General features: G+C 49.6%; 21 protein-coding genes. 8 read left to right on the plus strand and 13 right to left on the minus strand.

Features of this window, described 5'->3' with window-relative positions:
* Positions 1-8: 8 nt before the first annotated feature.
* Positions 9-1,043 carry an L-rhamnose/proton symporter RhaT gene (gene rhaT / locus BG55_RS02645; protein WP_034934081.1) on the minus strand — a complete coding sequence of 345 codons (1,035 nt, stop codon included), beginning with the start codon at positions 1,041-1,043 and terminating at the stop codon, positions 9-11.
* Between the two features lie 1,016 nt (positions 1,044-2,059).
* On the opposite strand from rhaT, the gene BG55_RS02650 reads away from it, so the two are divergent.
* A complete protein-coding gene (locus tag BG55_RS02650) occupies positions 2,060-3,106 on the plus strand; it encodes a helix-turn-helix domain-containing protein (protein WP_034934083.1) in 1,047 nt (348 codons plus the stop codon).
* 473 nt (positions 3,107-3,579) lie between these two features.
* Here the strand turns inward: BG55_RS02650 and BG55_RS02655 are convergent, their stop codons facing one another.
* The 5 genes from BG55_RS02655 to BG55_RS02675 all read right to left on the minus strand — a co-directional run bounded on the left by BG55_RS02655 (position 3,580) and on the right by BG55_RS02675 (position 10,363).
* Positions 3,580-4,497 (minus strand): glycyl-radical enzyme activating protein, encoded by a 918-nt coding sequence (locus BG55_RS02655; RefSeq protein WP_034934084.1) that lies wholly within the window; start codon positions 4,495-4,497, stop codon positions 3,580-3,582.
* A 66-nt stretch (positions 4,498-4,563) separates the two neighbouring features.
* Entirely contained in the window at positions 4,564-6,990 is a 2,427-nt protein-coding gene (locus BG55_RS02660; RefSeq protein WP_034934123.1) for a glycyl radical protein, read from the minus strand.
* 228 nt (positions 6,991-7,218) lie between these two features.
* Positions 7,219-7,764 (minus strand): GlcG/HbpS family heme-binding protein, encoded by a 546-nt coding sequence (locus BG55_RS02665; RefSeq protein WP_052018657.1) that lies wholly within the window; start codon positions 7,762-7,764, stop codon positions 7,219-7,221.
* Positions 7,765-8,395: 631 nt separating this feature from the next.
* Complete coding sequence (locus tag BG55_RS02670) at positions 8,396-9,175, minus strand: transporter substrate-binding domain-containing protein (RefSeq protein WP_034934086.1); 780 nt, start codon at positions 9,173-9,175, stop codon at positions 8,396-8,398.
* Positions 9,176-9,196: 21 nt separating this feature from the next.
* Complete coding sequence (locus tag BG55_RS02675; RefSeq protein WP_034934088.1) at positions 9,197-10,363, minus strand: methionine aminotransferase; 1,167 nt, start codon at positions 10,361-10,363, stop codon at positions 9,197-9,199.
* 118 nt (positions 10,364-10,481) lie between these two features.
* Here BG55_RS02675 and BG55_RS02680 point away from each other — a divergent pair, with 118 nt between their 5' ends.
* Entirely contained in the window at positions 10,482-11,396 is a 915-nt protein-coding gene (locus tag BG55_RS02680; RefSeq protein ID WP_034934090.1) for a LysR substrate-binding domain-containing protein, read from the plus strand.
* On the opposite strand, the gene BG55_RS02685 is transcribed toward BG55_RS02680, so the two are convergent.
* Positions 11,330-13,006: a methyl-accepting chemotaxis protein gene (locus BG55_RS02685; protein ID WP_034934092.1), complete on the minus strand. Its 1,677-nt coding sequence runs from the start codon at positions 13,004-13,006 to the stop codon at positions 11,330-11,332. The two genes, BG55_RS02680 and BG55_RS02685, sit on opposite strands and share 67 nt — an antisense overlap.
* 476 nt (positions 13,007-13,482) lie before the next feature.
* Between BG55_RS02685 and BG55_RS02690 the strand changes: the two genes are divergently transcribed.
* Positions 13,483-14,166, plus strand: a complete 684-nt coding sequence (locus BG55_RS02690; protein ID WP_034934094.1) for a class I SAM-dependent methyltransferase — start codon at positions 13,483-13,485, stop codon at positions 14,164-14,166.
* Positions 14,167-14,203: 37 nt separating this feature from the next.
* Positions 14,204-14,638 (plus strand): DoxX family protein, encoded by a 435-nt coding sequence (locus BG55_RS02695; RefSeq protein ID WP_034934096.1) that lies wholly within the window; start codon positions 14,204-14,206, stop codon positions 14,636-14,638.
* A gap of 15 nt (positions 14,639-14,653) precedes the next feature.
* Here BG55_RS02695 and hglS read toward each other — a convergent pair whose 3' ends face one another.
* The 3 genes from hglS to smrA form a co-directional block, all read right to left on the minus strand.
* The gene (gene hglS / locus BG55_RS02700) at positions 14,654-16,000 is read right to left on the minus strand and encodes a 2-oxoadipate dioxygenase/decarboxylase HglS (protein ID WP_034934099.1); all 1,347 of its coding nucleotides are present in this window, start codon (positions 15,998-16,000) and stop codon (positions 14,654-14,656) included.
* A 186-nt stretch (positions 16,001-16,186) separates the two neighbouring features.
* Positions 16,187-17,512 (minus strand): MFS transporter, encoded by a 1,326-nt coding sequence (locus BG55_RS02705; protein ID WP_034934101.1) that lies wholly within the window; start codon positions 17,510-17,512, stop codon positions 16,187-16,189.
* A gap of 202 nt (positions 17,513-17,714) precedes the next feature.
* Positions 17,715-18,281, minus strand: coding sequence for a DNA endonuclease SmrA (gene smrA, locus BG55_RS02710; RefSeq protein ID WP_034934103.1), 567 nt, complete (start codon positions 18,279-18,281; stop codon positions 17,715-17,717).
* Positions 18,282-18,588: 307 nt separating this feature from the next.
* Between smrA and BG55_RS02715 the strand changes: the two genes are divergently transcribed.
* Positions 18,589-19,344 (plus strand): fumarate/nitrate reduction transcriptional regulator Fnr, encoded by a 756-nt coding sequence (locus BG55_RS02715; RefSeq protein ID WP_034934105.1) that lies wholly within the window; start codon positions 18,589-18,591, stop codon positions 19,342-19,344.
* Between the two features lie 327 nt (positions 19,345-19,671).
* Here the strand turns inward: BG55_RS02715 and BG55_RS02720 are convergent, their stop codons facing one another.
* Positions 19,672-20,790, minus strand: a complete 1,119-nt coding sequence (locus BG55_RS02720; RefSeq protein ID WP_034934107.1) for a metallophosphoesterase — start codon at positions 20,788-20,790, stop codon at positions 19,672-19,674.
* Between the two features lie 291 nt (positions 20,791-21,081).
* Here BG55_RS02720 and uspE point away from each other — a divergent pair, with 291 nt between their 5' ends.
* Positions 21,082-22,032 (plus strand): universal stress protein UspE, encoded by a 951-nt coding sequence (gene uspE / locus BG55_RS02725; RefSeq protein ID WP_034934108.1) that lies wholly within the window; start codon positions 21,082-21,084, stop codon positions 22,030-22,032.
* Positions 22,033-22,259: 227 nt separating this feature from the next.
* Here uspE and pntB read toward each other — a convergent pair whose 3' ends face one another.
* A complete protein-coding gene (pntB, locus tag BG55_RS02730) occupies positions 22,260-23,648 on the minus strand; it encodes a Re/Si-specific NAD(P)(+) transhydrogenase subunit beta (protein ID WP_034934110.1) in 1,389 nt (462 codons plus the stop codon).
* Between the two features lie 10 nt (positions 23,649-23,658).
* Positions 23,659-25,191, minus strand: a complete 1,533-nt coding sequence (gene pntA, locus BG55_RS02735; RefSeq protein ID WP_034934112.1) for a Re/Si-specific NAD(P)(+) transhydrogenase subunit alpha — start codon at positions 25,189-25,191, stop codon at positions 23,659-23,661.
* 509 nt (positions 25,192-25,700) lie between these two features.
* Here pntA and ydgH point away from each other — a divergent pair.
* Both ydgH and BG55_RS23130 read left to right on the plus strand, forming a co-directional pair.
* Complete coding sequence (ydgH, locus tag BG55_RS02740; RefSeq protein WP_034934114.1) at positions 25,701-26,651, plus strand: DUF1471 family protein YdgH; 951 nt, start codon at positions 25,701-25,703, stop codon at positions 26,649-26,651.
* Between the two features lie 193 nt (positions 26,652-26,844).
* Positions 26,845-26,947 (plus strand): hypothetical protein (locus tag BG55_RS23130; RefSeq protein ID WP_235192698.1); only part of this gene is annotated, 103 nt, incomplete at its 3' end.

Raw genomic sequence — 26,947 nt, forward strand, 5'->3', positions numbered from 1 at the left:
GTCTGCCTTCACGACATCATCCCTGCTCCAACAATATTCGCCGCAAGAATAATTACCAGACAGCCGCCGCAAAGCAGACAAACCGGACGACGCCCGACATTCTTCCACTCTTTAAGGATCAGTCCCACCAGACCGCCGCACAACACATAGAAACTCATATGCAGCATCCAGCTGATAAAGTCATACTGTGCCGGGATGCGGGCGTGCCCCCATGCATAGAAAAAAAACTGCAAATACCAAAGGGTGCCCCCTGTTAACGACAGCAGCACATTACTGATAAGTAGTGATTTTGTTAATGAAAAATCGGCTTTTACTGACAAATTTGACGCGGTGGCAAGACGAAAAAAACAATAACCCAGATTGACTACTGCACCGCCTGCCATAATCACCACATAACTGGGCAGTGCAATATAAAGTGGATTAATTCCCAGTGCCGCAGCAGCCTCATGCATAGGTTTAGCCGCATTCATTGCAAACGACATGCCAGCCGAAAATACGCCGCACATTACCGCCAGCATCAGTCCCTTTTTGAGACTGAACTCCTCGGTAGTTGTTCCCATTGCCCGCTCTTTGAGCTGTCCCGCTCGTGAAACAATAGCGACTCCAGCCAATGCAACCAGTATTCCGATGAGTGTCAACTCTCCACCTGCCGAACTGAACAGGTCAGTAAAACGCCCCTGAAGTAGCGGTGTCATCAGGGTGCCAACCACCAGCGTCACGCCTATTGACGTCCCAATACCCAGAGACATGCCCAGATAGCGCATGGTCAGGCCATAGTTGATATTGCCGATGCCCCACATCGCGCCAAAAAGAAATACTGGCATCAGCTGCGTCACGGAAAAAGCGCTGTAATATTGCCAGACATTTGGTAGCAGGATGCTACTTATCAGCCAGGGTAACAGGATCCACGACATGATTCCGCCAATCGACCACATTGTTTCCCATGACCAGTGACGAACTTTTTTAAAGGGGGCATAAAAACATGCGGCACTTGCGGCACCCACCAGATGCCAGAGAATGCCTGATACAATTGCCTGATTCATGATTGACGTCCTTCGCAGGTGATTAGATTTTGCAGTCTACGAAGCAAGCGGCTATTGCTACCTTAAGCTGGCTGACCAGAAAAAGGAAAATATGGCAAAATTCAGCAAATTCTGCTGATATTGGTCACAAACATCGTACTTACTTATTTCCTGATAATTAAAATTTCATGCAACTGCTACAACATTGTTTTTATGGTTGATTGTCAGGGCAATTTCAGCAGGTGTTAAGTTAAATCATAATTTAAGGTTGTAAATATCTTCCTGCCTGATATTGATTGTGGCAGGCATTTGGCCAATCAGGAATAAAATATGGGAAATTCAACACACCCGAAAAATATCTAATTTATCAAAATATGAAGCAACTGACACACTGAAACGGGGTTGTACTGTATTTTTTCTTTATCCACTAATCTTTAACAATCAATTAACGATCGGTTTAGATATTTTTCATAACTTAACTGATATTTTTAATTTCTTCCTGAAATACAACAAAAGTAAAAATAAGAACATACTTATTGCATGACTGATGAAAATGGATCAATAGTTGAATTTTTATGTCAAAGTAGTCAGGGTTTAATCATGCAATAAAAGTTAAATGGTAAATCAAAAACGGATAAATATTATTTATAACAATCAACCAACATTGTTTCAGGCTTTGGTTATTTGCGAGAGCTGTTCTGAAACGCTTCAATACCTGATGTCATTATGAATGATAAGGTTTATATTTTTCTGAGTAGTGCCTGCTGGCATTTGGGATGTAATTTACACTTAAATAATCTGTTGATTAGCAACCATATGTATCATGTTTTCAGAATAAAACCGGAAAAATATGATCGTACTGATTGATTTATGGACCATGATACGGGCACCCTGTAAATCAGTCTGAGACAGACTGGTTGATAATGAAATCAGGCTACAACCGGTGTTAATGATATAATTTTATCCCTGAATACTATGTAGACAGAATTATGATATTTCACCCTTCTGGCATCATCCCTTTAACATGGAGGAAAGGTATGTACAGTGTCGTTATTATCGAAAACGAACCAGTCGAGTCGAAATCACTCAAAGGTATACTTTCAAAATGTCCGGAAAATATACGAATTTATGAAGCAGGTACAGGAGAAAGCGCATTGATGTTAATCGATCGGCTATCTTGTATAGATATAGTACTGATTGATATAAATATCTCTGTGCCAGATGGCTGTCAGATTGTAGAGTATCTCAGACAAAAGGATTCAGGAACCAAAATCATTGTTGTTACCGCCAATGATGACTTTCATACCATCCGGTACATGTTGAGTCTTAAAGTGGATGATTATCTTCTTAAACCAGTGAAGAGCAAACTGATAATCGATACTGTTCTGAAAAATTTGTGTATCAATTATCATGACATTGTTTTCAGAAAAGCACTTACAAAGAAAATCAGTACGATGTTCGAGACATGTGATTATACACAGTGGCATCATTTTATTTTTAATCTTATTGATGGATTTAACGCCTGCCAGAAGGGGCCCTTTCCATATACAAACAGACTAACCGAAATGTTAAAAATAATAATAAAACGGCCTGAATTACAGAGTGAATGTTTGAGAGATTGTCGTAATAAAATCGAGGTAATAATAAATTTCCTGAATGCTCATGGACTGAGTCGCAGCTACTTTGGTTATATTATCACCACCCTGATTGATATCAGTGCAGAACTATTTGAGTATATTTTGCGGCATACGGAAATGAAAATGGATTTTATTTCCAGAGCAAAATTCCACATAGAAAGAAATATTCTTAATAATATGTCCCTCGACGAAATTGCCGCAAAATCTTTTGTCAGCTCATGTTACCTGAGTCGTAAATTCAAAAAAAGTACGGGCACGGGCCTGTCGAATTATATTACTCACCGAAAAATTAGCGTTGCCAAGTCATTGCTGCAATACAGTGACCTCAAGGTTAACGCCATCGCCCTTGAATTATCCTGGCATGACTCGAATTATTTTTGTCGTATTTTTAAAAAAGAAACCGGCATGGCACCCTCTGACTACCGAAGAAATGTTGGTAATTTATGAAAGAGCCAGTTTTTGATACTTATTAAATTAACCAGAGATACTTGTTAATTTATCAGAAGAACAAAAGTTCTTCATTTACGACAGGATAATTTATCACCATGCGGTCAAAGTGATATATACAGGTCAGTATGGATATAGAGAATTATTGTACATCAAGGCTGGATGTTGACCATTCTGATGCAAGAGCCCCGCCACAGGCTGAGCTTCTTGTGTCCTGTGGGGATATTACGATCAGAAAAGCCCTCTGGGCCTTAACTGGTAATTAATGGAATAAATATTGTAACTTATTATACGGTTACATACGATAAGGCTTAAGTTTAAGCCCTCTGCCAGCACAAAACTGCATTAGCAATCTGAACCAGAACGTAATGTTTTGAGTGTTGACGGCCAGCCAGCACCGACACCGGACGACAGGCAGTTACCTTACCCCGCCTTCACCATCGGTTAAGAAACATAAAAAAAACTTTCCGGTGCTAACCGCCGATCAGGCACTCAAAACCTGATGAAACAATAGTCTCCTGAAGTGATGCTATTTTTTCAGGACTTACGCTGCTGTATCCGCTGAGGAGATAATCACGGCCAAGGAGGTCATATTTATTTTCACCAAAATTGTGGTAAGGCAATAAATGAATGGTGGTGACGTTTGACATCAACCGCGCAAACCCGGCGATACGCTGCATCTCTTGCTGATTATCATTGACGCCGGGAATAACCGGGATGCGTACGACAGCCTGAGTAATCGACGAGATACGGATCAGATTCTCCATGATGAGGCGATTATCAACGCCGGTATTATGCCGGTGTACCGCAGGATGGATCGCTTTAATGTCGGTCAGCGCCAGGTCAACCCACGGAAAAATGTCGTCGATGATTTTGGGCGTCGTCAGACCGGTCGTTTCAATCGCCGTATGCCAGCCTCTCTGCTTGCAGGCCTTCAGCAACTCTCTGGCAAACACAGGTTGTGCCAGCGGCTCGCCCCCAGACAAAGTGATTCCCCCATCTGAGCGACGATACAGGTTTTCGTCTTTTTGCAGTTGAAGAATGACTTCTGCGACGGTGATGCGACGGCCTTTCATCTCAAGCGCGCCCACAGGACACACCTCTGTGCATTTAGCACACTGAATGCACCGCTCACGATCGACAAAATAGCGATTATTTATCTCAATTGCCTGCTGTTCACAGGCTGCAACACACCTGCCACAGCGAATGCAGTTGTTGTTCTTATATATTAATTCCGGCCGTGGGGACTGTGATTCAGGATTACTGCACCATTTACAGGCGAGTGGACATCCTTTAAAAAAAGCAATTGTACGAATACCCGGCCCGTCGTGCAGGGAATAGCGTTGAATATTGAACAGAATCCCTTCTGCCTGATAATCCACTTTTTCCATCAGAGTTCCGTAATACCATGATGCAGTCCGCAGGGGGCCCTATTGCAGAATACGGCCCACCCGGACTCAGAAGTGTTGCTCAGTACGGCTGATAATGTCGTCCTGAACTTCTTTGGCGAGAACGACAAACTGTGCGCTGTAACCTGCTACCCGCACAACAAGATCCTGGTGCTGCCGGGGATCGTTCTGGGCCGCCAGCAAAGTTTCACGATCGATGACGTTAAACTGAACATGCATTCCCTTTTTGTCAAAATAGCTTCGCACCATCGCGCTGAAATTACGCAGGCCCTTCTCGCCAGCCAGTGATGACGGCAGAAATTTCTGGTTATACAGGGTGCCATTCGACGCGATGAAGTGATCAAGTTTGGCAACAGAGTTTGCCGCCGCAGTGGGCCCAAAGGTATCTTTGCCCTGACGAGGTGAAACCCCGTCAGCCAGTGGTTCCCCGGCCAGACGACCATCAGGTAATGCTCCAACGTCTTTTCCAAACAATACATTAGCCGAGACAGGATAAATCCCAGCCTGAAATGTCCCCCCACGAGGATTACTGTAGCGCTCAACTTCCTGGCAATAAATCAGCGCACAGCGACGTGCCACCAAATCCACTTCATCAATGTCATTACCAAAACAGGGCGTACTTTCCAGAATGCGACGGGTTTCTGTAAACCTGTTGTTATCTCCGACCCACAGCTGCAACGCGGAAGACAGCTGTCGCTCCGGGTCAGGGTGATGGTCAAAGTTGACTTCAAGCGCATTTTTTAATTCCGCAAGGGTGATTCTGCCCTCTTCGAACACCTGCTTTTGCAGGGCATAAACGGAATCTCCGGTATCAGCAATGCCAAAAGCCTGTGGCCCGGTAAAGTTATATACAGCTCCCCCCTCCTGTAAGGATTTACCACGTCCAATACAATCATCCACCAGTGCCGAAAGGAATGGCAGTGGGCAGCGTTCCGCATGTGCCATATCAATAGCATTGCAGGCTTCAACAAGTTGATGAACGAAGTGCGCCATCTGCTGACGGAACGCGCGATAGAAGTCTTCAATGCTGGTGAAATCGGTCATTTCACCGCTAACCGGACCCAACTGATGGTTACCTGCCCGGCCATTATTAAGGGTAATTTCCAGCACCCTGGCAACATTGAAAAAGGCAGCATCGTGCCATCCCTCCGTGCGGTGAGGGACCTGTGGCTCCACACAACCAATGATGCAGTAGTCCCGTGCATCAGCCAGTGTCACCCCTCTGTTTTGCAACGCCGGAATAATCACTTCATCGTTATACATAGCGGGTACACCCATACCCAGGCGTACCAGCTCACATGCCCGATAGAGAAAGGCATCCGGCGATCCCTGCCATACACGAACAGAAAAGGAGGGCTGCGGCAATCGCACGTGAGCCGTTGCCTCCATGCACATATAGCTGAGCGCGTTGGTGGCATCCTGGCCATCAGAGGTCTGACCGCCAACACAAAGATTCTGAAAGACCGCATAACCAGCGAAAGCTTGTGCAGACACTTCATCCCGGGTTTTATTGATGTCGTTGAGTTTAATCCAGCAGCAATCAACCAGTTCCTGTGCAAATTCAGGCAGGATGGTTTTATCAGCTTTCAGGTATGGATACATGTATTGATCGAAACGCCCTGGCGAGACAGAGTGACCGCTGGATTCAATTTGCAGCATACTTTGAATGAACCAGAAAGCCTGACAGGCTTGCCAGAAATTCTCAGCCCCATGTTCCGGTACACGCTTACAGTTTTCTGCTATCTGCTCCAGTTCCCGCTTACGCTGCGGTTCTTTCTCCCTGCTGGCTAGCCGGAGAGCTTCATCCGCATAGCGGTGAGCAAAAACAATTGCTGCCTGATAACTGATAATGACCGCCTGATAAAACTGCTCTTTGCGTATATAACCGGGTTCACTGCGATCAAGTCGTGCCAGCGCATCATTAACTTCTTCAATGATGCCGCGAAAGCCTTTATTCAGTATTTTGCCGTAATCAACGCAGACATGGCCGACGCCACCATACAGGTAATTGCCCGGGCTAAAAACTCCACGCGCCATGCTCTCATTAGTCCCCTGTGACATCAGGGATTCAGCCAGAGCACAGGTGGTTTTACCCGGCCAGTATTTAAAAGCCTGATGAAGATCCTGCGCGGTTTGTGACGAAATAACAAAAGGATCGGCCAGGCGATGTTGCATGGTTTCAAACTCTTTTTCGACCCATTCATAAGAAAATTCGGGACAAATTTCTGTCGATCGAGGATTGACTGTTACCGCTCCGACAATCAGCTCGTCAGGACGAATCGTAACCGGCAGTTCAAGGAAGAGTTTCTCCACCGCTTTTGCTCTGCGCATAATGGCAGGAAGGTGTTCATTTTGCTGATAAGCCCGGGTCACCAGCATCGCTCTTTCTGCTTCCACGCAGGGCTTTGCCTGAAGGATCGCATTCTTCAGTCTGACCACGCGACGGGTCGGTTCAGAAAATCCTTGTTCTAACATGAAGTAACTCCCTAAATAATCGGTGTGACCATCGGTCACAGCTGAATTGTTCAATCGCCGATTATGCATATCGCTTCTGTCACTGCGGCCAGCTCACCAGATATGGCCAGTGTGGTGATATGTTGCGGTCAGCTGCCAAAGATTTCAGTTACCATCACCTGACTGTTTTGCCGGCAAGGTCGGCATAACGGTAAAAGACCATAAATGAAGATGAGCCGCCGTTAATAATCAACCTCGCTGTGCCTGGATACATGCCAACTCCTTGTAATGGTGAGAATATTCAAGCGGATAGCGCGTGCGGCTGAACTGAGCCAGCGCAAAACGGGCAATCGCGATATCCTGATACACCCTTCCGCCACTGACGCCGACCGCGCCCAACAGCTGCCCGCCTGACCAGAAAGGCAAGCCGCCACCGATACAACATATGCCCGGCGTATATTGTAAGCCCGCCAGCTCCATATCAGGTTGAACCTGCTGGCCCAGCTTTTCTGTTGTCATTCTCAATGACGCTGCCGTCCAGGCTTTCTGGTACGCCAACTGATGACTTATCAGCATGGCATGGTCCATGCTAAAAAAGTGGCGCTGGGTCCCCTGCGCGTCCACCATGCTGAACACTACCGGCACACCAAATTCTGCGGCATGTTCACGAACAAACTGCCCCAGCAATAACGCATCTGCCAGCTTAAAACTGCGTGATGGCTGGATCTGACTGGCCACAGTTTTATCGCTCCAACCCTCGGGTTGCGATGAAACAACCGCATTGTATCCGGACATTTTCGACCTCATCCTTGTGGTTATTTTTAATTCAGTTCCAGTGAATCAACGATAACTGCCACAACGTCATCAATGACTCAGTGCTCCTGACCTGCCCTCAGTCCGGACGAACGTTTCGGCCTGATTGTCCCTCGCCGCTGAGCACTTTTATAAAATTTGCCGGGCGATCAGCGCTGCGCGATGTTGATTGTTATCCATAAACGCAACCACCCTGAAATTTCAGGCAGTAATTGATCGATATCCGCAGCTTTTGGCCTGCGGGGATTCATTGATGTACAGGCATCTGTCAGCGTGGCTGTGATCGATGTCTCACGACATCTGGCGATGTTTTTTTCTCAATTCCGGAGGCGGTCAGATTTGGGGAATGGATAACTGCCTGTTTAACAGGCGAAGGAGGTTAACCCACTGCTCATCACTTGCTCCGTACATTTTTTGCAAAAACTGCGGGTTAACTTATCATCCGCAGAAAAAACTAAGACTGGAATAATTTGTGGTGATCGGGGATTTTATTGTGCTGATCTTTTCTGATGGTGGATAACCACGCCTGAAGGACGTGGTTTTTTACTCAGCGATAAATCAGCAATCTCTCTGTTGATTGCTGGCCCAGTCTGAAGAGTCCAGTTCAGACCTGTTAAGGTTTAACGCCGACGTCGATACCAGGAAAGTATTTTGTCGCCAGCCGGGTAACGGTGCCGTCAGACTGGACTTTAGCGATGGCGTTATCCAGCGCTTCCTTTAATTTACTGTCGTCTTTACGCAAACCAAAACCAATGCCAACCCCCAGTATCTGATTATCTTCTACCGGCGCGCCGGCAAAGCTGAACGCTTTCCCCTGCGGTTTTTCCAGAAAGCCAGACTGACCCGCTGCCGACATCACCAGCGTGGCATCAAGACGGCCCGCCACCATGTCACTGTAAACCTGGTTTTGATCCTGGTAGGAAGTGATGGTCACACCCTGTGGCTCCCAGTGTTTTTTAGCATAGGTTTCCTGAACTGACCCCTGAAGCACGCCAATGTTCTTGCCTCGCAGCGACGCCAACTCAGGTTGCAGACCTGATCCACGTTTACCGATCAGCTGGCTGGGAATGCGATAAATGGGCCGGGTAAAACTGATACTTTTCAGTCTGGCTTCGGTGATGTTCATTGCCGAGTTAATGGCGTCGAACTTTTTCGCCTTCAGCGCCGGAATGAGCGCATCGAAGCTGCTTTCCACCCAGCTGCATTTGAAGCCACCGGCCTGACAGATGGCATTACCCAGTTCGACATCGAACCCTTCCAGCTCACCTGCCGCATTACGGCTTTCAAATGGCGGATATTGTGATTCAAGGCCATAACGGAGGCTCTCCTGCGCCATTGCCGGTAATGATGACAACAACCCTGCTGCCACTAACAGTGCACTCAGTTTCTTCATTCACTTCCCCTCAGAAGTCATTCAGGACTTTACCCGGCACAGCGCTTCAGCACCGGCTCGTAATGTGGCGTCATCTTTTGCAAAAGAGAGACGAATCAGTTTGTTGTCGCTGCCGTCGGTATAAAACGCCGAGAGTGGAATAGTGGCGACGCCGTAATCAACAATCAGCCGTTTTACCATTTCGCTGTCACGCTCATCACTGAAATCAGCATAACTTGCCAGCATAAAGAACGATCCCGCAGAAGGCAGCAACCGAAATGGCGATGACTGCAATAATGCGATCAGCAAATCGCGTTTGCGCTGATAAAAATCGCGCAAACCCAGATAATTTTCAGGCTGGCGAAGATAGTCGGCAAAAGCGACCTGCATCGGTGTATCAGCGGAATACATCATAAACTGATGCACTTTGACCAGTTCGCTCATCAGTTCCGCCGGGGCCAGACAGTAACCAACTCGCCATCCGGTGACGTGGAAGGTTTTACCAAAAGAGGAGACGATAACGCTACGCTGTGCCAGTTCCGGATGGGTTGCCATGCCGTGATGTTGCCGGCCGTCAAACAGAATATGCTCATACACCTCATCGGACAGCACCACGATATCGCTGTGACGAATGATAGCCGCCAGTTGATCAAGATCCTGTCGGGTAAGCACCTGTGCACCGGGATTGTGAGGGGTGTTAATAATGATCATCCGCGTGCGCGACGTGATGGCGGCGCGGACCTCGTCCCAGTTAACAGTAAAATCCCCCGGTTGCAGTTTCAGCCCCACCGGAATGCCACCCTGCAATCGCACTACCGGCGCATAACTGTCAAACGCCGGTTCGAAGAAGATAACTTCATCGCCCGGATGTACCAGGCCGCTGATAGCAGCATAAATACCCTGACTGGCACTGCCGGTAATTAACACTTCGCGGCCGACATCATATTGCTGACCATAAAGGGCACTGACCTTACTGACCAGCGCCTCTTTCAACGCAGGCAGGCCGGTCATTGGCGCATATTGATTATGTCCCTGCTGCATCGCTCTGGTCACACTGGCCGTCAGCATGGGATCGCAGGGGAAATCTGGCGCGCCCTGTGCAAGGTTAACGGCCTGATGTTGTGCAGAAAGCTGACCTATCACTGAAAAAATGGTCGTGCCGGTTTCAGGCAGTTTCGAACGCGGCTGCACGCTGGATTTGATGGTCATGCATACTCCACATAACGGGTAAAACGGTGTAATTCATTCAACGTGAGGCGGCTTGAGCGAACAAGCGAATTGTTGTCATAATAGCCATGACTTTTAAACATTGCTTACAGGAATGACCATGTCGAGGCGTCCGCTGCCACTCAATGCGGTTTATGCTTTTATTGTTGTTGCCCGTCATCTTAACCTTACTCATGCTGCCCGGGAGTTATGCATTACCCAGGGTGCGGTCAGTCGTAAAGTGGCAATGTTGGAAAACTGGCTGGGCTTTGCCCTGTTTGATCGCCACGCTCGCGGTTTGCGTCTCACGGCTCAGGGCGCAGCGCTGCTGCCCGCCGTGCGAGCCGGTTACGAACAAATGACTCAGGCTGCCGATCAGGCCAGCAGAACCCATGCGGTGATCAGACTGAAAGCCCCCACCTGCGCCATGCGCTGGCTGGTGCCAAAACTGGTGGCACTGGAGCAGGCCCGGCCAGACCTTCATGTCTCACTGACCACCACGCTCGATCATCATAGTCGGCTGGAAAACTATGATGCGGCAATACTTTACGGGCCACCCCTGACCGGCAGTTATCGGTTATTTGATGAAGCGCTGACACCGGTGCTTGCCGCTGAACTTGCACCAGAAGGTGGGCTGGAAATTGAGGCGCTGGAGCGGTTTACTTTTTTGCATCCGACTGCCGATAACCGCGACTGGCTGCTGTGGCTCAATCAGCAGCGCAGGCAGGTGACAATGAGGCGCAACCAGCATTTCGATACGATGGATCTGGCGATCGGCGCTGCTGTTCAGGGATTTGGTGTGACGGTGGCCGATGTGACGCTGATCGAATCGGATCTGGCAATGAAACGGCTGGTTGCCCCATTCGGGGCAACGGTTAAAACGGGCGCGGTGTGGAGTCTGGTTCAGCGCCCGGCCAACGAAGCGCCCGCTCAGTTACAGGAGCTGGTGGCGTGGCTCTGTCAGTATGCTCAGAAAGAGACCCAGTCATCAGGCGACGCTTTTGATTTAGCCGCTCCGGGAAGCGGCAGCGACTGAGCTGGCTTCAGACTGGTTGCCGTTGTGAGCTGCGGGACAGCTGCCGATATCGCCGTCGGGGACAGACGGAATTTTGACACCGACAGCGTCAACTCTTCAGTCTGGCGTTCCAGCGCGCTGGCGGCGGCTGAAACCTGTTCCACCAGTGAGGCATTTTGTTGCGTGACGCTGTCCATTTCGGTAATGGCAGTGCCCACCTGAGATATCCCCTTACTCTGCTCTTCCGACGCTGAGGCTATCTGCTTCATAATTTGCGTGACTTCTTCCACTGCCCGCAGGATTTCATCCATGGTACTGCCTGCTTCTCCCACCAGACGCGAGCCGTTATCCACTCTGCTGACGGAATCACTGATTAATGATTCAATCTCTTTAGCGGCGTTAGCACTCCGCTGAGCCAGGTTGCGAACTTCACTGGCGACCACTGCAAAACCTCGCCCCTGTTCACCTGCTCTGGCGGCTTCAACGGCAGCATTCAGTGCCAGGATATTGGTCTGAAAGGCAATGCTGTTGATCACGCTGGTGATCTCACCAATTTTATGTGAGCTGCCGGCAATGCCCTGCATGGTTGTGACAACGTCACCAACGAGTTTACCCCCTTTACTGGCGGTGCTGGAGGCAATTTCGGCCAGTTCACTGGCGTGTGCCGCATTATCAGCGTTTAGTTTTACCGTCGCGGTCAGCTGCTCCATGCTTGCTGCCGTCTGCTCAAGGGCTGCCGCCTGCTCTTCCGTTCTGGATGAGAGGTCGTTATTCCCGGAAGAGATTTCTGCCGCACCACGATAAATGTTGTCGGTCCCGTTACGGATGGCACTTACCGCATCGCGCAGACTCTCCTGCATCGCCCGCAACAGCGGAACCAGTTTACCTACGCAGTTGCGTCCGATATCTTCAATCGGTTGACTCAGGTCACCCTCAGCAATCAGACGAAAATGCTGACGCATTCCCTCCAGCGGGCGCACCAGCATTTTTACCAGGTAGCGATCGGTTAACAACAGAATCACCAGACCGGCAATCGCCGCCATAACAATCACCAGTTTGGTTGCATGGGTCAGATAATCGACTTTTACCCTGGTGACATCCAGCTTATCACTGGCCGCACTGTTGAATTTCTCCACGCTGCCGCCAAAATCCCGACTTAGCATGGGGGTGACATTTGCTGCATGACGACGAAAATCATCAAGCACAGGTTGTTGAGCAAGCCGCATCTGCGGCAGAACACCCTCATTGAGCAATTTTTCCCAGTTGGCGATCACCGCTGCCGAATAACTGGCGTCAATGGGTCCGGGCGAAAGGGCTTTAAAGTCAGCCAGATATTTCGTCATGTTATCCAGTGCTTTTTGTACGGATGCCATATCCGCTGCCGCCGTAGCACTGCCGGCCTGCCGGGAATCAACGGCCCGGTTCAGCCGGGTGATAAAGCGAAAATATTGATCGTTGCCTTTACTCAAAATAGTCATCTGGTTAACCAGCTGGCGATCAACTTCGTTTCCCTTTCCCAGTGCGTTCAAAGAATAAACGCTGTACATGCCTACGGCAGACCACATCAGGCAGAACAGCCCGAGGATCCAAAGCAACACGCTGCGGATGGTAAAGTTTCTTAACATATTCATAACTACTCCGTAACGATAGAAAACTGAGTCAGCTCAGACTGACATCTGGATGCCTGATACGGGTTATCGGCACCCTCGCGCATTACCTGAGTAATTATTTCTTTTTATTCATAATGTTAAGAAAGGTAGTGAAAGGTTAAGTATTTGCAGTGACAGGCTTTTTTATCTCAAACTGACGCAACAGAGACTTATGTAAATAAAACCAGATTGTTAAATTCGTTCTGTCGATCACAGTTTGAGGCAGTATCAGGGGCGTTTTTTCTCAATTTGCCAATGGAAGGCCCGGAATTATTAACCCGGTGGGCCCAGAGGGTAGCCTGTGACAATGCGTTTGATCACTCATACCCTGTTACTGGTTGTAAAATAAGCGCTATGAATGTTTCTCACGTTGTCTGTGCAGGATTTATTGTAATCAAGTTAAAGATTACATTACCTTATAGCCCCACAACGAAATGGCCGACTGTTAAGGAAGAATAATGAATGTTGATAGCGCGAAAGGTTCGCGAGTTTATACGCCTGTTACTCTGCGTCTCTATGACTGGTGGGTACTGAATATTTCCAATCGCTATGCCTGGCGCTGCCCTACTGAGCAAATACTTCTGCCCCATTTCCAGCGTCATTTAAGTAAAAACCATCTCGATATCGGCGTGGGGACAGGCTGGTATCTTGCAAACTCCACGCAGGCACTGGAACGCGTCTCACTGCTGGATCTTAATCCTGTCAGTCTTGACGCAGCAGCCGGGCGTATTGGTACCGGTAGTGTTACCGACCGTGTTCGTCATGACGTTTTTAAACCCTTCCCCGCTGAGATGAACGATCGTTACGACTCGGTATCCCTTTTCTATCTCCTGCACTGCCTGCCCGGTGAGATGTCATTGAAAAGTATCGCACTGGCTAATATCAAGGCGGCGGTGACTCAGGGCGGAACCGTTTATGGCGCGACGATTTTAGGCAGCGGCGTGGAGCATAATGCTTTCGGACGCAAGCTGATGAATGTTTACAATAAAAAGGGGATTTTTGGTAACCAGCATGATTCCCTGTCCAGTCTGAAAATGGCCCTGCAACAGCATTTTCGTGAGGTCGAGATTCAGCTGCACGGTACGGTCGCCCTGTTTGCCGCCAGAGATAAGATTAGCGGTGAGGCAAAAAGTGCAGCCTGAATCCCGGCGTTTTAAACAACCTGCATGAGGATTTGAGATGTTTACTGCCATTAACAGCGGTTTTAACCGCTTCTTTGATCATCCCGATTTTGGCAAGCTGGTGCTGCGTCTTTCTCTTGGTTTTTTGCTGCTGTTTCACGGTGAATTTAAAGTGGTGCACGGTGTCGGCTGGATTGCCAGCATGCTGAAAGCGCACGGCATTCCGGGCTTTGTCGCCTGGGGAGCCTATATAGGCGAGGTGGTCGCGCCGGTTATGTTGATTATCGGACTGATGACCCGCCCGGCCGCATTTATTATCGCGGTCAATCTGGTGTTTGCGACCCTGTTGGTCAAGACCGGCGCGGTCTGGGATCGCACCTCCGTCGGCGCATGGGCGCTGGAGGGGGAAGCTTTCTATTTCTTTGCCGCGTTCGCCATCATGCTGCTGGGCGCAGGCAGATATTGTTTGATCCGCAACAGCAGCCTGCAATGATCTTCTGACTCTCTTTTATGCCAGCCCGCAGCGTTGCAGGCTGGCTTGTTGCCGCGCAGCATAAAGCGTGATTTCATCCTGCACATTTGCCCCCAGCGCCTGCTCAAAGGCCACCCGGCTGGCATTGCCCTGACTGATTTTTCTTACTTCACCGACCAGGTTTGACTGGAAAATACCGGCGGCACTGACCGGCAGGAAATCTTCATAAATCATTGGCGTGGCACGGATCAACCCTTCGGCAAGCAGTTTCTCAATATCCTGCAACTGCGTAATGCGCTGCGGTGCGGCCTTGCCGCTTTCAGTCAGCGAATAGTGAAACCATGCCAGCTGTTGCTGACGCAGCGTCTGTTCATCATCGGGGAATTGCCGGAAAACCTCTGTCAGCTGGTGTTGATGGATGTCGTTATCAGTGCCCGCTTCACACTGCAACAGCAGCCGATCATACAATGCTCTGCCTGTTGCGGTAAGCGCGATGCCTCGCTGTTCGATTTCGCCAAACCTGGCAGTGTGCATGCCCTGTTGTCGGTCAGTAAAGCGCACTGGCTCATCCAGGGCTCTGAAGCTGGTTTGCCGCAGCAATAAAGGAATCTTACGGTGGGGAGGACCTTCAATAATGGCTTTGGGCACGATCCCCCGCTGGGGCATCAGCGCCTGCACGCGGTCAATATCCAGCGTGCGGGGCGTCAGGTGATTAATATGACATCCTGGAAAACAGACCACATCGGCAATCAGGCGATGCTGCTGTTGCAACGCCTGCCAGGTGGCGGAGTCAACCGTAGTCTGCTCATGCCAGCGAAAAGTTTCCAGCGATTCGGTAATAAACTCAGCCGCCTGATGAGCGGTGAAACCGCCCTGCTGCTGATGTAATGCCACCATTTCACGGCAACGTGGAGTAAAAATATCACGCTGCGCCAGAATCTCCGTCGCCCTCTGCCGTAATGGCAGGGCGTCGATCAAATCCAGTCGCAGCAGCGAAGTAAACAGGCGGAAAGGATTGTGGTTAAGCGAGAGGTCTGATATCGGCCGAAAAGCCGTTGAATGCACGGGCACACCGGCCTGACTCAGATCGTAATAGCCCACCGGGTACATGCCCATAACAGCAAACATCTGTCGCAGCATTGACAGCTCTGCTGCCGTGCCAACGCGGATTGCGCCGTGCCGTTCAACACTCAGCCGGGCAAGTTCACCACTTTCTGCCAGTTGACGTCTCAGCGCTGGTTGTTGATCAAGCACCTGCTGATTAACCTCAGCAACCAGCTTGAGTAACACAGCATACTGCGGGACTTCCTGCTGATACATTGCAGACATTGCGCTGGCAAAATTATCACGAATAGTGTCGGCACTCACCCATAAATCAGTCATCATCCCGCTCCTGTCCTGTCCTGACTGTTGTCAGATTAGTGGAAACTGAACGGTGCTGAGGAAAAAATCCATAAACTGTGATCGGGCCAGCCGGGGGATGCGCGAAGCAGGAAACGGAGCAAAAGCGGATTATCGGCAGGGTTGTGGTGTCGCCCGACGCAGGGTGTAGGTCGGGCGGCAGCGTGTTCAGGCGCTACGATGATGAGCATAACGATATTTAATCAACAGCATCAGTGATGTCAGCACGGCAGGTATTGCAAGGCTGGTAAATACCTGGGTGATATTCCAGCCCATAGCGAGCATCTGCGCCCCAACGAAGGCGCTGAGAATGGCTCCCATCCTGCCAACACCGTGCATCCAACTGGAACCGGTGGCCCGCGCATGAGTGGGATAATAGCTGGCAGAAAGTGCATTCATTCCGGTATTCGCGCCATTAAGACAAAAGCCGCTACTGAAGGCAACCAGGCTGAGGGTAAGCGTATGAGCAAGCGCGTAGCCGATAGACACAGTGGCAATGGCCCCGACAAAATAGATTGCGGCCAGCGCCAGATTGGCGTTAAAACGGTCCATCATCCAACCAGCAAACAACGAACCTACCGTTCCGCCAGCCTGATACATGGCGGTAACCAGAGCAGCCTGAGTGACAGTCATCCCCATATCTTTGACCAGAGAAGGCAGCCAGCTGCCGATCAGATAGACCAGAAACAGGCCCATAAAATAGCCGCCCCACAGCATGGTGCTGCCCAACAAAAAAGGACGGCTGGTAACCAGTCTTACCGAACCGTGGCGGCTCCCTTTCTCCTGCATGGCAAATTCGCTGTGACGGTCAATTTTCCCCGGTGCCATTTTCTCGACAATCTTACGGATCTGCTCAGCCGGGGCATAGCGGGCCAGCAGGAACCGTACTGACTCAGGTAGCCACGAGACCAGCATCGGTACGATCAGTAATGGCAGCAAGCCACCCACAACCAGTACCGCATGCCAGCCAAAATTGGGAATCAACCATGATGCAGCAAATCCACCACCGGCAGCGCCAAAAGTGAAGCCACAAAATACCACGGTAATAATGAAGGCGCGTTTACGCTCAGGAGAATATTCTGCTACCAGCGTCCCTACATTGGGCATGGCTGCCCCCAGTCCCAGCCCGGTAAGAAAGCGGAACAACATCATCTGATCGATGTTCTGTGAGAATGCCGTCGCCAGCGTCCACATACCAAAGAAGAAAACGCTACCGATGATAATTTTCCGGCGGCCAAAGCGATCCGCCAGCGGGCCGGCCAGCATCGCACCCAGCGCCAGACCAATCAGCGCAGCGCTGATCACCATACCCAGTTGCTGGGTAGTCACACCCCAGGCAGCTTTCAGCGTTGGCGCGATAAACCCCATTACTGCGATATCCATTCCATCCATTGCCACCACGGCAAAGCAAAGAACAATAATCCGTAGCTGGTAACGGCTGATACTGCCTTCATTGATTAAGGTTCGCACATCTGTCGCAGCGATACTTTCCACGATAGCGCTCCATGGGCCACTGCCGTTCAGCAGGCTGGCATCGGTTCCTGAAAAAAGTGTCGGGTATGATAACGGATTGTAAGAAGCTTCACTTGCTGAATTACGCCCCTTTCCCGCAAGGAAAATCTTTTATTCGCCGTTGTGGTAGTTTTTCATAAGTAAAACCGATGACGACAGGATGAGATGGCCGGGGATCCTGAGGTCAACGGCTGCGTTTGGCATGTCGTTCACGGTTTTCCGCGCGTGCCTGTTCGCTCTTTCTTAAACCCACATAGCAGGCACCGCTACCGCCGTGCTGGGGACGGGCGATGCAAAAGGCCTGCACCTCTTCAAATTGTTGCAACCAACGAAACAGATAACTGCGGACAATGTTTGCGTGGGCGGTATCTTTGCTGCCTTTACCATGAATAATCAATAAATTACGGCAGTTTTCCAGCATAGCCTCCAGCATAAAGCGGTAGAGTATCTGTCGGCAGGATTCTGTGGGTTGGCGCAGCAAATTGAGACTGGCATCAGGCCGGTATTTTCCGCAGCGCAATTTGTCCAGCACCCCCTGTTGGATCCCCTGCGCTTTATATTCCAGCGGGGTGGTAACAGGGATAATGTCCAGCAAACCGCTGATCAGGGGATTTTGCGGCAACGGTTCTGCAACGCTATGTTGCGGAGCCTGGCGTGCAGGAGATTTCAGCCAAAGAGTGCTGGCACGATTTTTCAGCGGGACAACATCTTCCATCGCGTCTTTAAACAACTCTTTATCATCAGGACTCATCGTGTCGTTTCCCCATTGTCGGCGTAAAAATAGTGGCGGACAGATCACAGTTTATACTGCATTACAGCAATCGTTATCTACTGCCTGTCTGTCGTCCACTTTTGAAAAATGCCAATTATTGATAATTATTATGTTGGAATATTATTGAAATAAGTTGGATGTTATTTTTTTGATAAATTCTTAAACGAGGTGACACTAAAATTGATATAGAGACTTCAATAAGACGAAAACTGCTCTGACCCGTTCCCTTTAAACAAAAAAAAGTGATAAAATTGACCTCAGTCAATAATCAACTGGGCCCATAACTATGATCCCTGAAAAGCGAGTTATTAGCAGACGTATTCAGTCTGGCGGTTGTGCTATTCACTGTCAGGATTGCAGTATCAGTCAACTGTGCATTCCCTTCACGCTGAACGAGCATGAACTCGATCAGCTGGACAATATCATTGAACGCAAAAAACCTATCCAGAAAGGCCAGACTCTGTTCAAAGCCGGCGATGAACTGAAATCACTGTATGCAATCCGCTCCGGGACGCTAAAAAGTTACACCATCACTGAACAGGGCGATGAACAGATTACTGGTTTCCACCTGGCGGGCGACCTGGTTGGTTTCGATGCCATCAGTGCAGGTCATCACCCCAGTTTCTCTCAGGCGCTGGAAACCGCGATGGTGTGTGAAATCCCATTTGAAACGCTTGATGACCTTTCCGGTAAGATGCCAAGCCTGCGTCAGCAGATGATGCGGCTGATGAGCGGCGAAATTAAAGGGGATCAGGAAATGATATTACTCCTGTCGAAGAAAAATGCCGAAGAACGGCTGGCCGCTTTTATCTATGGTTTGTCACGTCGTTTTGGTGAACGTGGCTTCTCTCAGCGCGAATTTCGCCTGACCATGACCCGGGGAGATATTGGCAATTATCTTGGTCTGACCGTGGAAACAATTAGTCGACTGCTTGGCCGTTTTCAAAAGAGCGGGATGCTGTCGGTGAAAGGAAAATATATTACCATCGAAAATCATGATGTTCTGTCAGAACTTGCCGGTCAGAGCCGTGCTATTGCCTGATAAATAACAGGTATGCATCTTTATTTTATTGTGGTCGTATTTTTCAAATTTTTTTTATTTATTGCGGCACTTTTGGCTTTAACGCCATCAACAGATGTCGTAGATTTTTCCTCAGGCCTGCGCTTGCGCAGGCTTAATTTTTAATTTATCACCAGGCTTGTTTCTTTTTAATTCCATATGTCCAGCCCCTGCCAGTTTAATATTACTGTCGGCAGGCTGAGGCGTTTGTCTCCAGGTTAACAGTCCTTTCGTGAGTCACCCCGGCAGGTTACTTCCCTGTTCTGTTAATCCTGGTTCATGACCCCTTTTTGCCCCTGACACCCGCTGTCACTGGATTGCACGTTTTAACGTTATTCGGGTCAGTTCAGACGGTCGCCCCAGTCTTATTGCCATACCCGGCCACAGTGCAGTGCCGTTGTTAACATAAAGCTGCATCCCTGCCACATCATAGCGACCAGAAACGAAACCGCCATTAGCACCGGCAAACAGACGATCAAAGCCCGCAATCAGACCGCCATGGGTATGGCCTGATAATTGTAAATCCACGCCCTGCTCCGCATTACGCCTGGCGTTACGCGGCTGATGATCGAGGAGAATCACCGGCGCATCCTGGGGCGTATCAGCAAGCGCCTTCGTTAAATCCGAACCTGGCGCTCCCCGCCTTCCGGCTGACGCATCGGTAACACCGGCAATAACCAGCTTTGCGTCCCCACGACAAATTACCGCATGATTATTCAGCAACGTTTTTAATCCCAGCGAATTCAGGTGTTCGGTCCAACGCTGTTGTTCAAAAAAATATTCATGATTACCCGTAACCGCCAGCACGCCATCAGGCGCATTGAGCCTGCGCAATGGCTCTACGTCATTTCTGCGATTCTGTACGGTTCCATCAACGACATCGCCCGTTATAACGATCAGATCAACGTCCAGTTCAGCCACCTTTTCAACCAGCACAGAACTCCAGCCTGCATTGAACAGTCTGCTGAGATGTAAATCCGTCAGTTGTAGCATGCGAAAACCTTCAAATTCGGCAGGCAAATTGTTGATAGTAATGGCAACCTCTTTAAGCCTGGGAATACGTATCGCCTGGGTGACACCCACAGCCGCCACAGCCATGGCAACAAATGCCAGGGTGTAACGGACGACTTCCAGCCCCGACAAAGGATGGTGAAAAAGCAGCGTTGTCAGAATGACCAGATCCAGCAGTAACTGCATCAGGGCAATAAATAACACCGAACAGAAAGCCCAGTTGAAAAGAATGATGATGATTCTGGGCATCTCTGCTGAAAAAACAGAGCCAGAAGTAAAACGACTGATAATTAAAAACTGTGTGGCAGATAAAACCAGCACTGAGAGTAATATTTTTGCTGTCATCGTTATCGGCAAAGGAATGATAAATCGCGCAATCACGTACCAGCCTGGCAGGCTGAAAATCAAGTGGAACATTGGCTGGATCCTGTTTTGTGGATTGGTGGGCGTTGATTCGACAGTAGTGCAACATTGTCAATAAAATACGCTGACCCAAAACACCTGAGTTATATGTCTGATACCTGAAGCTGGTGGGTAAAAATCATCAACAGGATTATTATATTCTTAACCATCTCGCAGTAACATCAATCTGAAGTCGCGGAAAATTAACTAGCAGGATAATTATTACTTATTGAACTGCCGATAATTTTCTTCTGCCAGTCTGAAGATTGCGCTATCTTGAAACGATCAGCATCTGGAGAATCCGTTATGGCTAAATATCAAAATATTCTTGTGGCTGTTGATCCACAACAGGACGATCAGCCAGCGCTTCGTCGGGCCGTTTATCTCAATCAACGTCTGGGTGGACGTATTACTGCCTTTTTGCCCATCTATGACTTTTCCTATGAGATGACCACCCTGCTTTCCCCCGATGAGCGAACAACCATGCGCAAAGGCGTGGTCAGTCAGCGTACAGAATGGATCCGTGAGCAGGCCAGCGCCTATCTTGAAGCTGGCGTTGAAATTGACATCAAGGTGATCTGGCATAACCGCCCCTATGAGGCCATCATTCAGGAAGTGCTCAATGGCCATCACGATCTTGTACTGAAGATGACGCATCAGCATGACCGGTTGCAGGCGGTGGTGTTTACCCCAACGGACTGGCATCTGCTTCGCAAGTGCCCCTGCCCGGTATGGATGGTAAAAGATCAGCCGTGGCCAGAGGATGGCAAAGCCATAGTCGCCGTTAACCTGGCCAGTGAAGAGCCACATCATGACCCGCTCAATACCAAACTGGTACAGGAAACGCTGGAACTGGCTGAGCTGGTCAATCATACCGAAGTACATCTGGTCGGCGCTTACCCTGTTACGCCAATCAATATCGCCATTGAACTGCCAGATTTCGACCCGAGCGTTTATAACGACGCCATTCGCGGACAGCACCTGCTGGCAATGAAATCGCTACGGCAGAAATTCAGCATTGATGAAAAATTCACCCACGTCGATAAAGGGCTACCGGAAGAAGTGATTCCGGAAATCGCCACCCAGCTGGATGCTGGCGTGGTAGTACTGGGAACCATTGGCCGCACCGGTCTTTCCGCCGCATTTTTGGGGAATACCGCTGAGCAGGTTATTGATCATCTTCGCTGCGATTTGCTGGCGATAAAACCGGATGGATTTATCTCGCCGGTAGAACTGGATGATGATGAGGATGACTGACGCTGGTGTGAGGTCACCAGTAATTCTGCCCTGTTCCTCAAAACAGAGGGTTAAGGTAAGTGCTGGTTTACGATACCGCAGCATCAGACTCTTATCAGTACCAGTCAGATAACATCTGTGACCCGCAGCAATAAGAAAGCCCCGGCTATGACGCCGGGGCTTTCTGTCATCAGATCGGAAAGATTTCGGTCAGATGCCGGTTGGCTGGAACCCTGTAGTCCGATGGTTTACAGCGCTTTAAGAATTGCATCAACGGTAGCTTTTGCATCCCCGAACAGCATCTGGGTGTTTTCCTTAAAGAACAGCGGATTCTGCACCCCGGCATAACCGGTATTCATTGAGCGTTTAAATACCACCACGTTCTGTGCTTTCCAGACTTCCAGTACCGGCATACCTGCAATTGGACTGTGTGGATCCTCCTGCGCAGCCGGATTCACGGTATCATTAGCGCCAATCACCAGCACCGTATCGGTCTCTGCGAAATCGTCATTAATTTCGTCCATCTCCAGCACAATATCGTAAGGAACCTTTGCCTCCGCCAGCAGCACATTCATGTGTCCCGGCAGACGGCCAGCCACCGGATGAATACCAAAACGAACATTAATTCCTCTGGCGCGCAGTTTTTCTGTTATCTCAGCAACCGGATATTGCGCCTGCGCCACTGCCATGCCGTATCCCGGAGTGATAATTACCGTACGGGAGTTATTGAGCAGTTCAGCCGTTCCCTGAACATCGATTTCGCGATGCTCACCCACTTCTTCACTTTCCCCGCCCGAGCTGGTGTCAGTACCAAAGCCACCGGCGATTACGCTGATGAAAGAGCGGTTCATCGCTTTGCACATGATGTATGAGAGTATCGCCCCGCTCGAACCAACCAGCGCACCGGTAACAATCAGCAGATCGTTACTGAGCATAAAGCCCGCCGCTGCCGCTGCCCAACCGGAATAAGAGTTAAGCATCGAAACTACGACAGGCATATCTGCCCCGCCAATTGAGGACACCAGGTGCCAGCCAAAAGCCAGCGCAATAAGGGTCATCAGAATCAGTGCAAACACCTGCATTGCGGTACTGTCGGTGCGAACGAAAATAATCAACAGACACAGTGAAACCACCAGTGCCAGCAGATTAAGTTTGTGGCGATGAGGCAGCATCAGAGGACGCGATGATAACTTACCGCACAGCTTACCAAAGGCGACCAGTGAACCGGTGAAGGTGACCGCACCAATGAAAATACCAACGAAAACTTCGGTGAGATGAATGTTCTCGAGTACCGGCTCCATACCCGGAGCATGGTCCAGATAGCTGTTGAAACCCACCAGCACGGCGGCAAGGCCAACAAAGCTGTGCAGTACCGCAACCAGCTCCGGCATTTCAGTCATTTCGACTTTCTGTGCCAGTCTGACACCAATAGCGCCACCAACCACCATCGCCAGCAGAACCCAACTCACATTGCCGCTGTCCGGGCCAAAGAGAGTGGCTAACAAAGCGATGGCCATGCCACTGATACCAAACAGGTTACCCTGTCTGGACGTTTCGTGTTTCGACAGGCCAGCCAGGCTGCAAATAAACAGAATCGCGGCAACAATGTATGCTGCTGTAACTAATCCACCAGACATTGATTACCCCTTAGTTTTTACGAAACATTTTCAGCATGCGCTGAGTCACGGTGAAACCACCAAAAATATTGATGCTGGCGATCAGAACGGCGATAAAGGACAGAAAACTGACCCACCCACCGTGGCTTATTTGCAATACGGCACCCACCACAATGATCCCGGAAATTGCGTTGGTTACTGACATCAGAGGGGTATGGAGAGCATGACTGACATTCCATACCACGTAGTATCCCACTACGCAGGAGAGGGCAAAGACGGTGAAGTGAGACAAAAATGCGGGCGGTGCGACATTTGCAAACCAGCCAAACAGCACCACGGCCAGCGCCAGCAATGCATATTTTCGTAGCGGAGAGACGGGTTTAGCTTCAACTTTCTCAGGCTGTCGGGCCGCAGTGGTGACAGCTTTCGGCGTGGCAGAAACCTGAATGGCGGGAGCAGGCCAGGTCACATCACCATCACGAATAACGGTGACGCCCCGAATAACCACGTCATCAAAATCAACCTGAATTTCACCGTTTTTCTCCTTACACAGCAGTTTAAGCAGATTAACCAGGTTGGTGCCATACAGCTGTGAAGACTGGCCTGGCAGGCGGGATGGCAGGTCGGTATAACCAATAATTTTGACACCATTGTCGGTGGTGGTGACCTGGTCCGCGACGGTCAGTTCACAGTTGCCACCGGTTTGAGCGGCCAGGTCGACAATAACACTGCCGGGTTTCATCGTGGCGACCATTTCCGCCGTGATCAGTTTTGGTGCCGGACGTCCCGGAATTAACGCGGTGGTGACAATAATGTCTACTTCTTTAGCCTGCGCAGCAAAGAGAGCCATTTCTGCCTTGATAAAAGCCTCTGACATCACTTTGGCGTAGCCATCACCACTGCCCGCTTCCTCTTTAAAATCCAGCTCAAGAAATTCAGCTCCCATGCTCCGGACCTGCTCTTTCACTTCGGGACGGGTATCAAATGCACGTACCACGGCCCCCAGACTTCCTGCGGCACCGATAGCGGCCAGACCGGCAACACCCGCGCCAATAACCATCACCCTGGCCGGAGGAACTTTGCCCGCCGCAGTGATCTGTCCGGCAAAGAAGCGTCCAAACTCATGTGCCGCTTCAATGATTGCCCGATAGCCGGCAATATTTGCCATGGAGCTGAGTGCATCAAGCGATTGCGCCCGCGAAATTCGAGGGACCGCATCCATCGACATCACGGTCACTTTTCTTTCGGCCAGTTTTTCCAGTAGTTCAGGATTCTGTGCAGGCCAGATGAAACTTATCAGGGTGCAGCCTTCACGAGACAGTGCGATCTCTTCATCCGTTGGTGCATTTACCTTCATGACAATATCTGCCTGCCAGACGCTGGCTGTATCGGTAACAGTCGCTCCGGCAGCAAGATAGGCGTCATCGTCGAAACTGGCCAGTTTGCCTGCTCCACGTTCAACGGTGACGCTGAAACCTAATGTCAGTAGTTGCTCCACCGTTTTGGGGGTTGCGGCAACGCGTGCTTCATTGGGCAATCGCTCCCGGGTTATTCCAATTAGCATAATATTCCCTTCATCAGAGGTGAGATGATACTGGTCCTCACTGCGTGGGCCAGCGGCCTGACAGGAGTGTTACAAACTGTTATAACCTACTGAAAATACCCTTGATGATCCAGCTATTACGTAAGCCTGAAAAAGTTTTTATTGATAAATAAACATAAGAGGCCAGATATACTGTGGAGTGACCAAATTGTGAATGGATTGAGCTGATTAAATGCGTTATTTATCAAACAAAAGCATTAATTTTCATTTTTTAATTCATTATTTAACAAACCATTAACCTTGCCGGGATTGCAAATCAAATGATTGCCCTGAATGTAAAAACAAATACCCGACAATTAACATTTTTTTAAAAAATTAACGCGGGTATTTTTACCAACCATCTCATTACGCTCAAAATGGCTGAGACAGGATGCATTATTACATGCAATAATCGGCAGCTAATCTGTTACACATCAAGAGTCCAGAACGTTTTCGTACTCATTTTTTGCGCAAGGCGAAGGATTATTTTTATGAAGCTGAAGAATACCATTCTGGCATCAGCCCTGTTGTCACTCACATCATTATCCGCATACGCGGCACAGGAACTGACGCCGGAAAAAGCGGCCGCGCTGAAACCCTTTGATCGTATAGCTATTTCAGGTCGCTTCAACGCAATTGGTGATGCCACCGCCGCTGTTTCAAAACGTGCCGATGAGCTGGGTGCAGCCGCCTTTTACGTTCAGGGAATCAACGATACCAATGGCAATGGCGGCAACTGGCGTGTGGTGGCCGACCTTTACCATGCTGATGCCCCAAAAGCATCCGGAAACAAAGACCGTATTATCAATGGCGTTCGTGAACTGACTAAAAGTGAAGCATTCCGCCTGGAACCTTATGATACCGTCACCGTAACGGGTTTTTACCGCAGCCAGCCAGATGTGAATGATGCGGTGACTAAAAAGGCGAAAGACAAAGGTGCGGCCTCTTTCTTTATTATCCGGCAGATTGATGCCAACAGCGGCGGCAATCAGTACATTACAGCTTACATCTATAAAGCAGATGCGCCAGCGCGTAAAGTTCAGTCGCCTGATTTGATTCCGGCAGATTCTCAGGCAGGTAAAGCGGCGCTTGCCACCGGCGGTGCGGCGGCGAAGACAGTACAGATCCCCGGCGTGGCCTCATCTGAATCGCCAACCAATAAAGTCGGTCGCTTCTTCGAAACTCAGACATCAAGTAATGAGCGCTACACAATAAAAGCGCCAGATGGCAAAAGCGTGCAGGAAGTGAATGCGGTTACCGCAGCGCAAATGCAGCCTTTTGACAGCGTCACCTTTACCGGGCATTTCGGTACGCCAACTGAAATCTCGGAAGCTGTCGGTCGCGCAGCAATTGCAAAAGGGGCGAAGTATTACCATATCACTCGCCAGTGGTCGAACCAGAGTGGCGGCAACCTGACGGTTTCTGCCGATCTGTTTAAATAGCTGGCTTACGGAGGGGATCCCGCGATCCCCTCACCCTCCTGAGTATTTCCTGCCTGGTCTGCGCAATTCCCTGTTTTAACATTGCATCTGTCTGAGTCACTCCGTTAGAATCGCCGCCGGTTAATGTGATTTAAGTAAAATTTTGCGGATCCCCTCGCCGTTACGGATTTTCGTTCTGCTTTCAGGATGTGTTTTGAACAAAAAATTAGGTCTTACCGCCCTCACGGCGTTGGTGTTGAGTTCCATGCTGGGCGCTGGCGTATTCAGTCTGCCGCAAAATATGGCAGCGGTAGCCA

The organism is Erwinia mallotivora (assembly GCF_000590885.1).
In the GTDB taxonomy this organism is placed as follows: Bacteria; Pseudomonadota; Gammaproteobacteria; order Enterobacterales; family Enterobacteriaceae; genus Erwinia; species Erwinia mallotivora.

What these genes read in the sequence shown, in the direction of transcription:
- rhaT (WP_034934081.1), bottom strand. Translation starts at nt 1,043, where the DNA reads ATGAATCAGGCAATTGTATCAGGCATTCTCTGGCATCTGGTGGGTGCC.
- BG55_RS02650 (WP_034934083.1), top strand. Translation starts at nt 2,060, where the DNA reads ATGTACAGTGTCGTTATTATCGAAAACGAACCAGTCGAGTCGAAATCA.
- BG55_RS02655 (WP_034934084.1), bottom strand. Translation starts at nt 4,497, where the DNA reads ATGGAAAAAGTGGATTATCAGGCAGAAGGGATTCTGTTCAATATTCAA.
- BG55_RS02660 (WP_034934123.1), bottom strand. Translation starts at nt 6,990, where the DNA reads ATGTTAGAACAAGGATTTTCTGAACCGACCCGTCGCGTGGTCAGACTG.
- BG55_RS02665 (WP_052018657.1), bottom strand. Translation starts at nt 7,764, where the DNA reads ATGTCCGGATACAATGCGGTTGTTTCATCGCAACCCGAGGGTTGGAGC.
- BG55_RS02670 (WP_034934086.1), bottom strand. Translation starts at nt 9,175, where the DNA reads ATGAAGAAACTGAGTGCACTGTTAGTGGCAGCAGGGTTGTTGTCATCA.
- BG55_RS02675 (WP_034934088.1), bottom strand. Translation starts at nt 10,363, where the DNA reads ATGACCATCAAATCCAGCGTGCAGCCGCGTTCGAAACTGCCTGAAACC.
- BG55_RS02680 (WP_034934090.1), top strand. Translation starts at nt 10,482, where the DNA reads ATGTCGAGGCGTCCGCTGCCACTCAATGCGGTTTATGCTTTTATTGTT.
- BG55_RS02685 (WP_034934092.1), bottom strand. Translation starts at nt 13,006, where the DNA reads ATGAATATGTTAAGAAACTTTACCATCCGCAGCGTGTTGCTTTGGATC.
- BG55_RS02690 (WP_034934094.1), top strand. Translation starts at nt 13,483, where the DNA reads ATGAATGTTGATAGCGCGAAAGGTTCGCGAGTTTATACGCCTGTTACT.
- BG55_RS02695 (WP_034934096.1), top strand. Translation starts at nt 14,204, where the DNA reads ATGTTTACTGCCATTAACAGCGGTTTTAACCGCTTCTTTGATCATCCC.
- hglS (WP_034934099.1), bottom strand. Translation starts at nt 16,000, where the DNA reads ATGACTGATTTATGGGTGAGTGCCGACACTATTCGTGATAATTTTGCC.
- smrA (WP_034934103.1), bottom strand. Translation starts at nt 18,281, where the DNA reads ATGAGTCCTGATGATAAAGAGTTGTTTAAAGACGCGATGGAAGATGTT.
- BG55_RS02715 (WP_034934105.1), top strand. Translation starts at nt 18,589, where the DNA reads ATGATCCCTGAAAAGCGAGTTATTAGCAGACGTATTCAGTCTGGCGGT.
- BG55_RS02720 (WP_034934107.1), bottom strand. Translation starts at nt 20,790, where the DNA reads ATGTTCCACTTGATTTTCAGCCTGCCAGGCTGGTACGTGATTGCGCGA.
- uspE (WP_034934108.1), top strand. Translation starts at nt 21,082, where the DNA reads ATGGCTAAATATCAAAATATTCTTGTGGCTGTTGATCCACAACAGGAC.
- pntB (WP_034934110.1), bottom strand. Translation starts at nt 23,648, where the DNA reads ATGTCTGGTGGATTAGTTACAGCAGCATACATTGTTGCCGCGATTCTG.
- pntA (WP_034934112.1), bottom strand. Translation starts at nt 25,191, where the DNA reads ATGCTAATTGGAATAACCCGGGAGCGATTGCCCAATGAAGCACGCGTT.
- ydgH (WP_034934114.1), top strand. Translation starts at nt 25,701, where the DNA reads ATGAAGCTGAAGAATACCATTCTGGCATCAGCCCTGTTGTCACTCACA.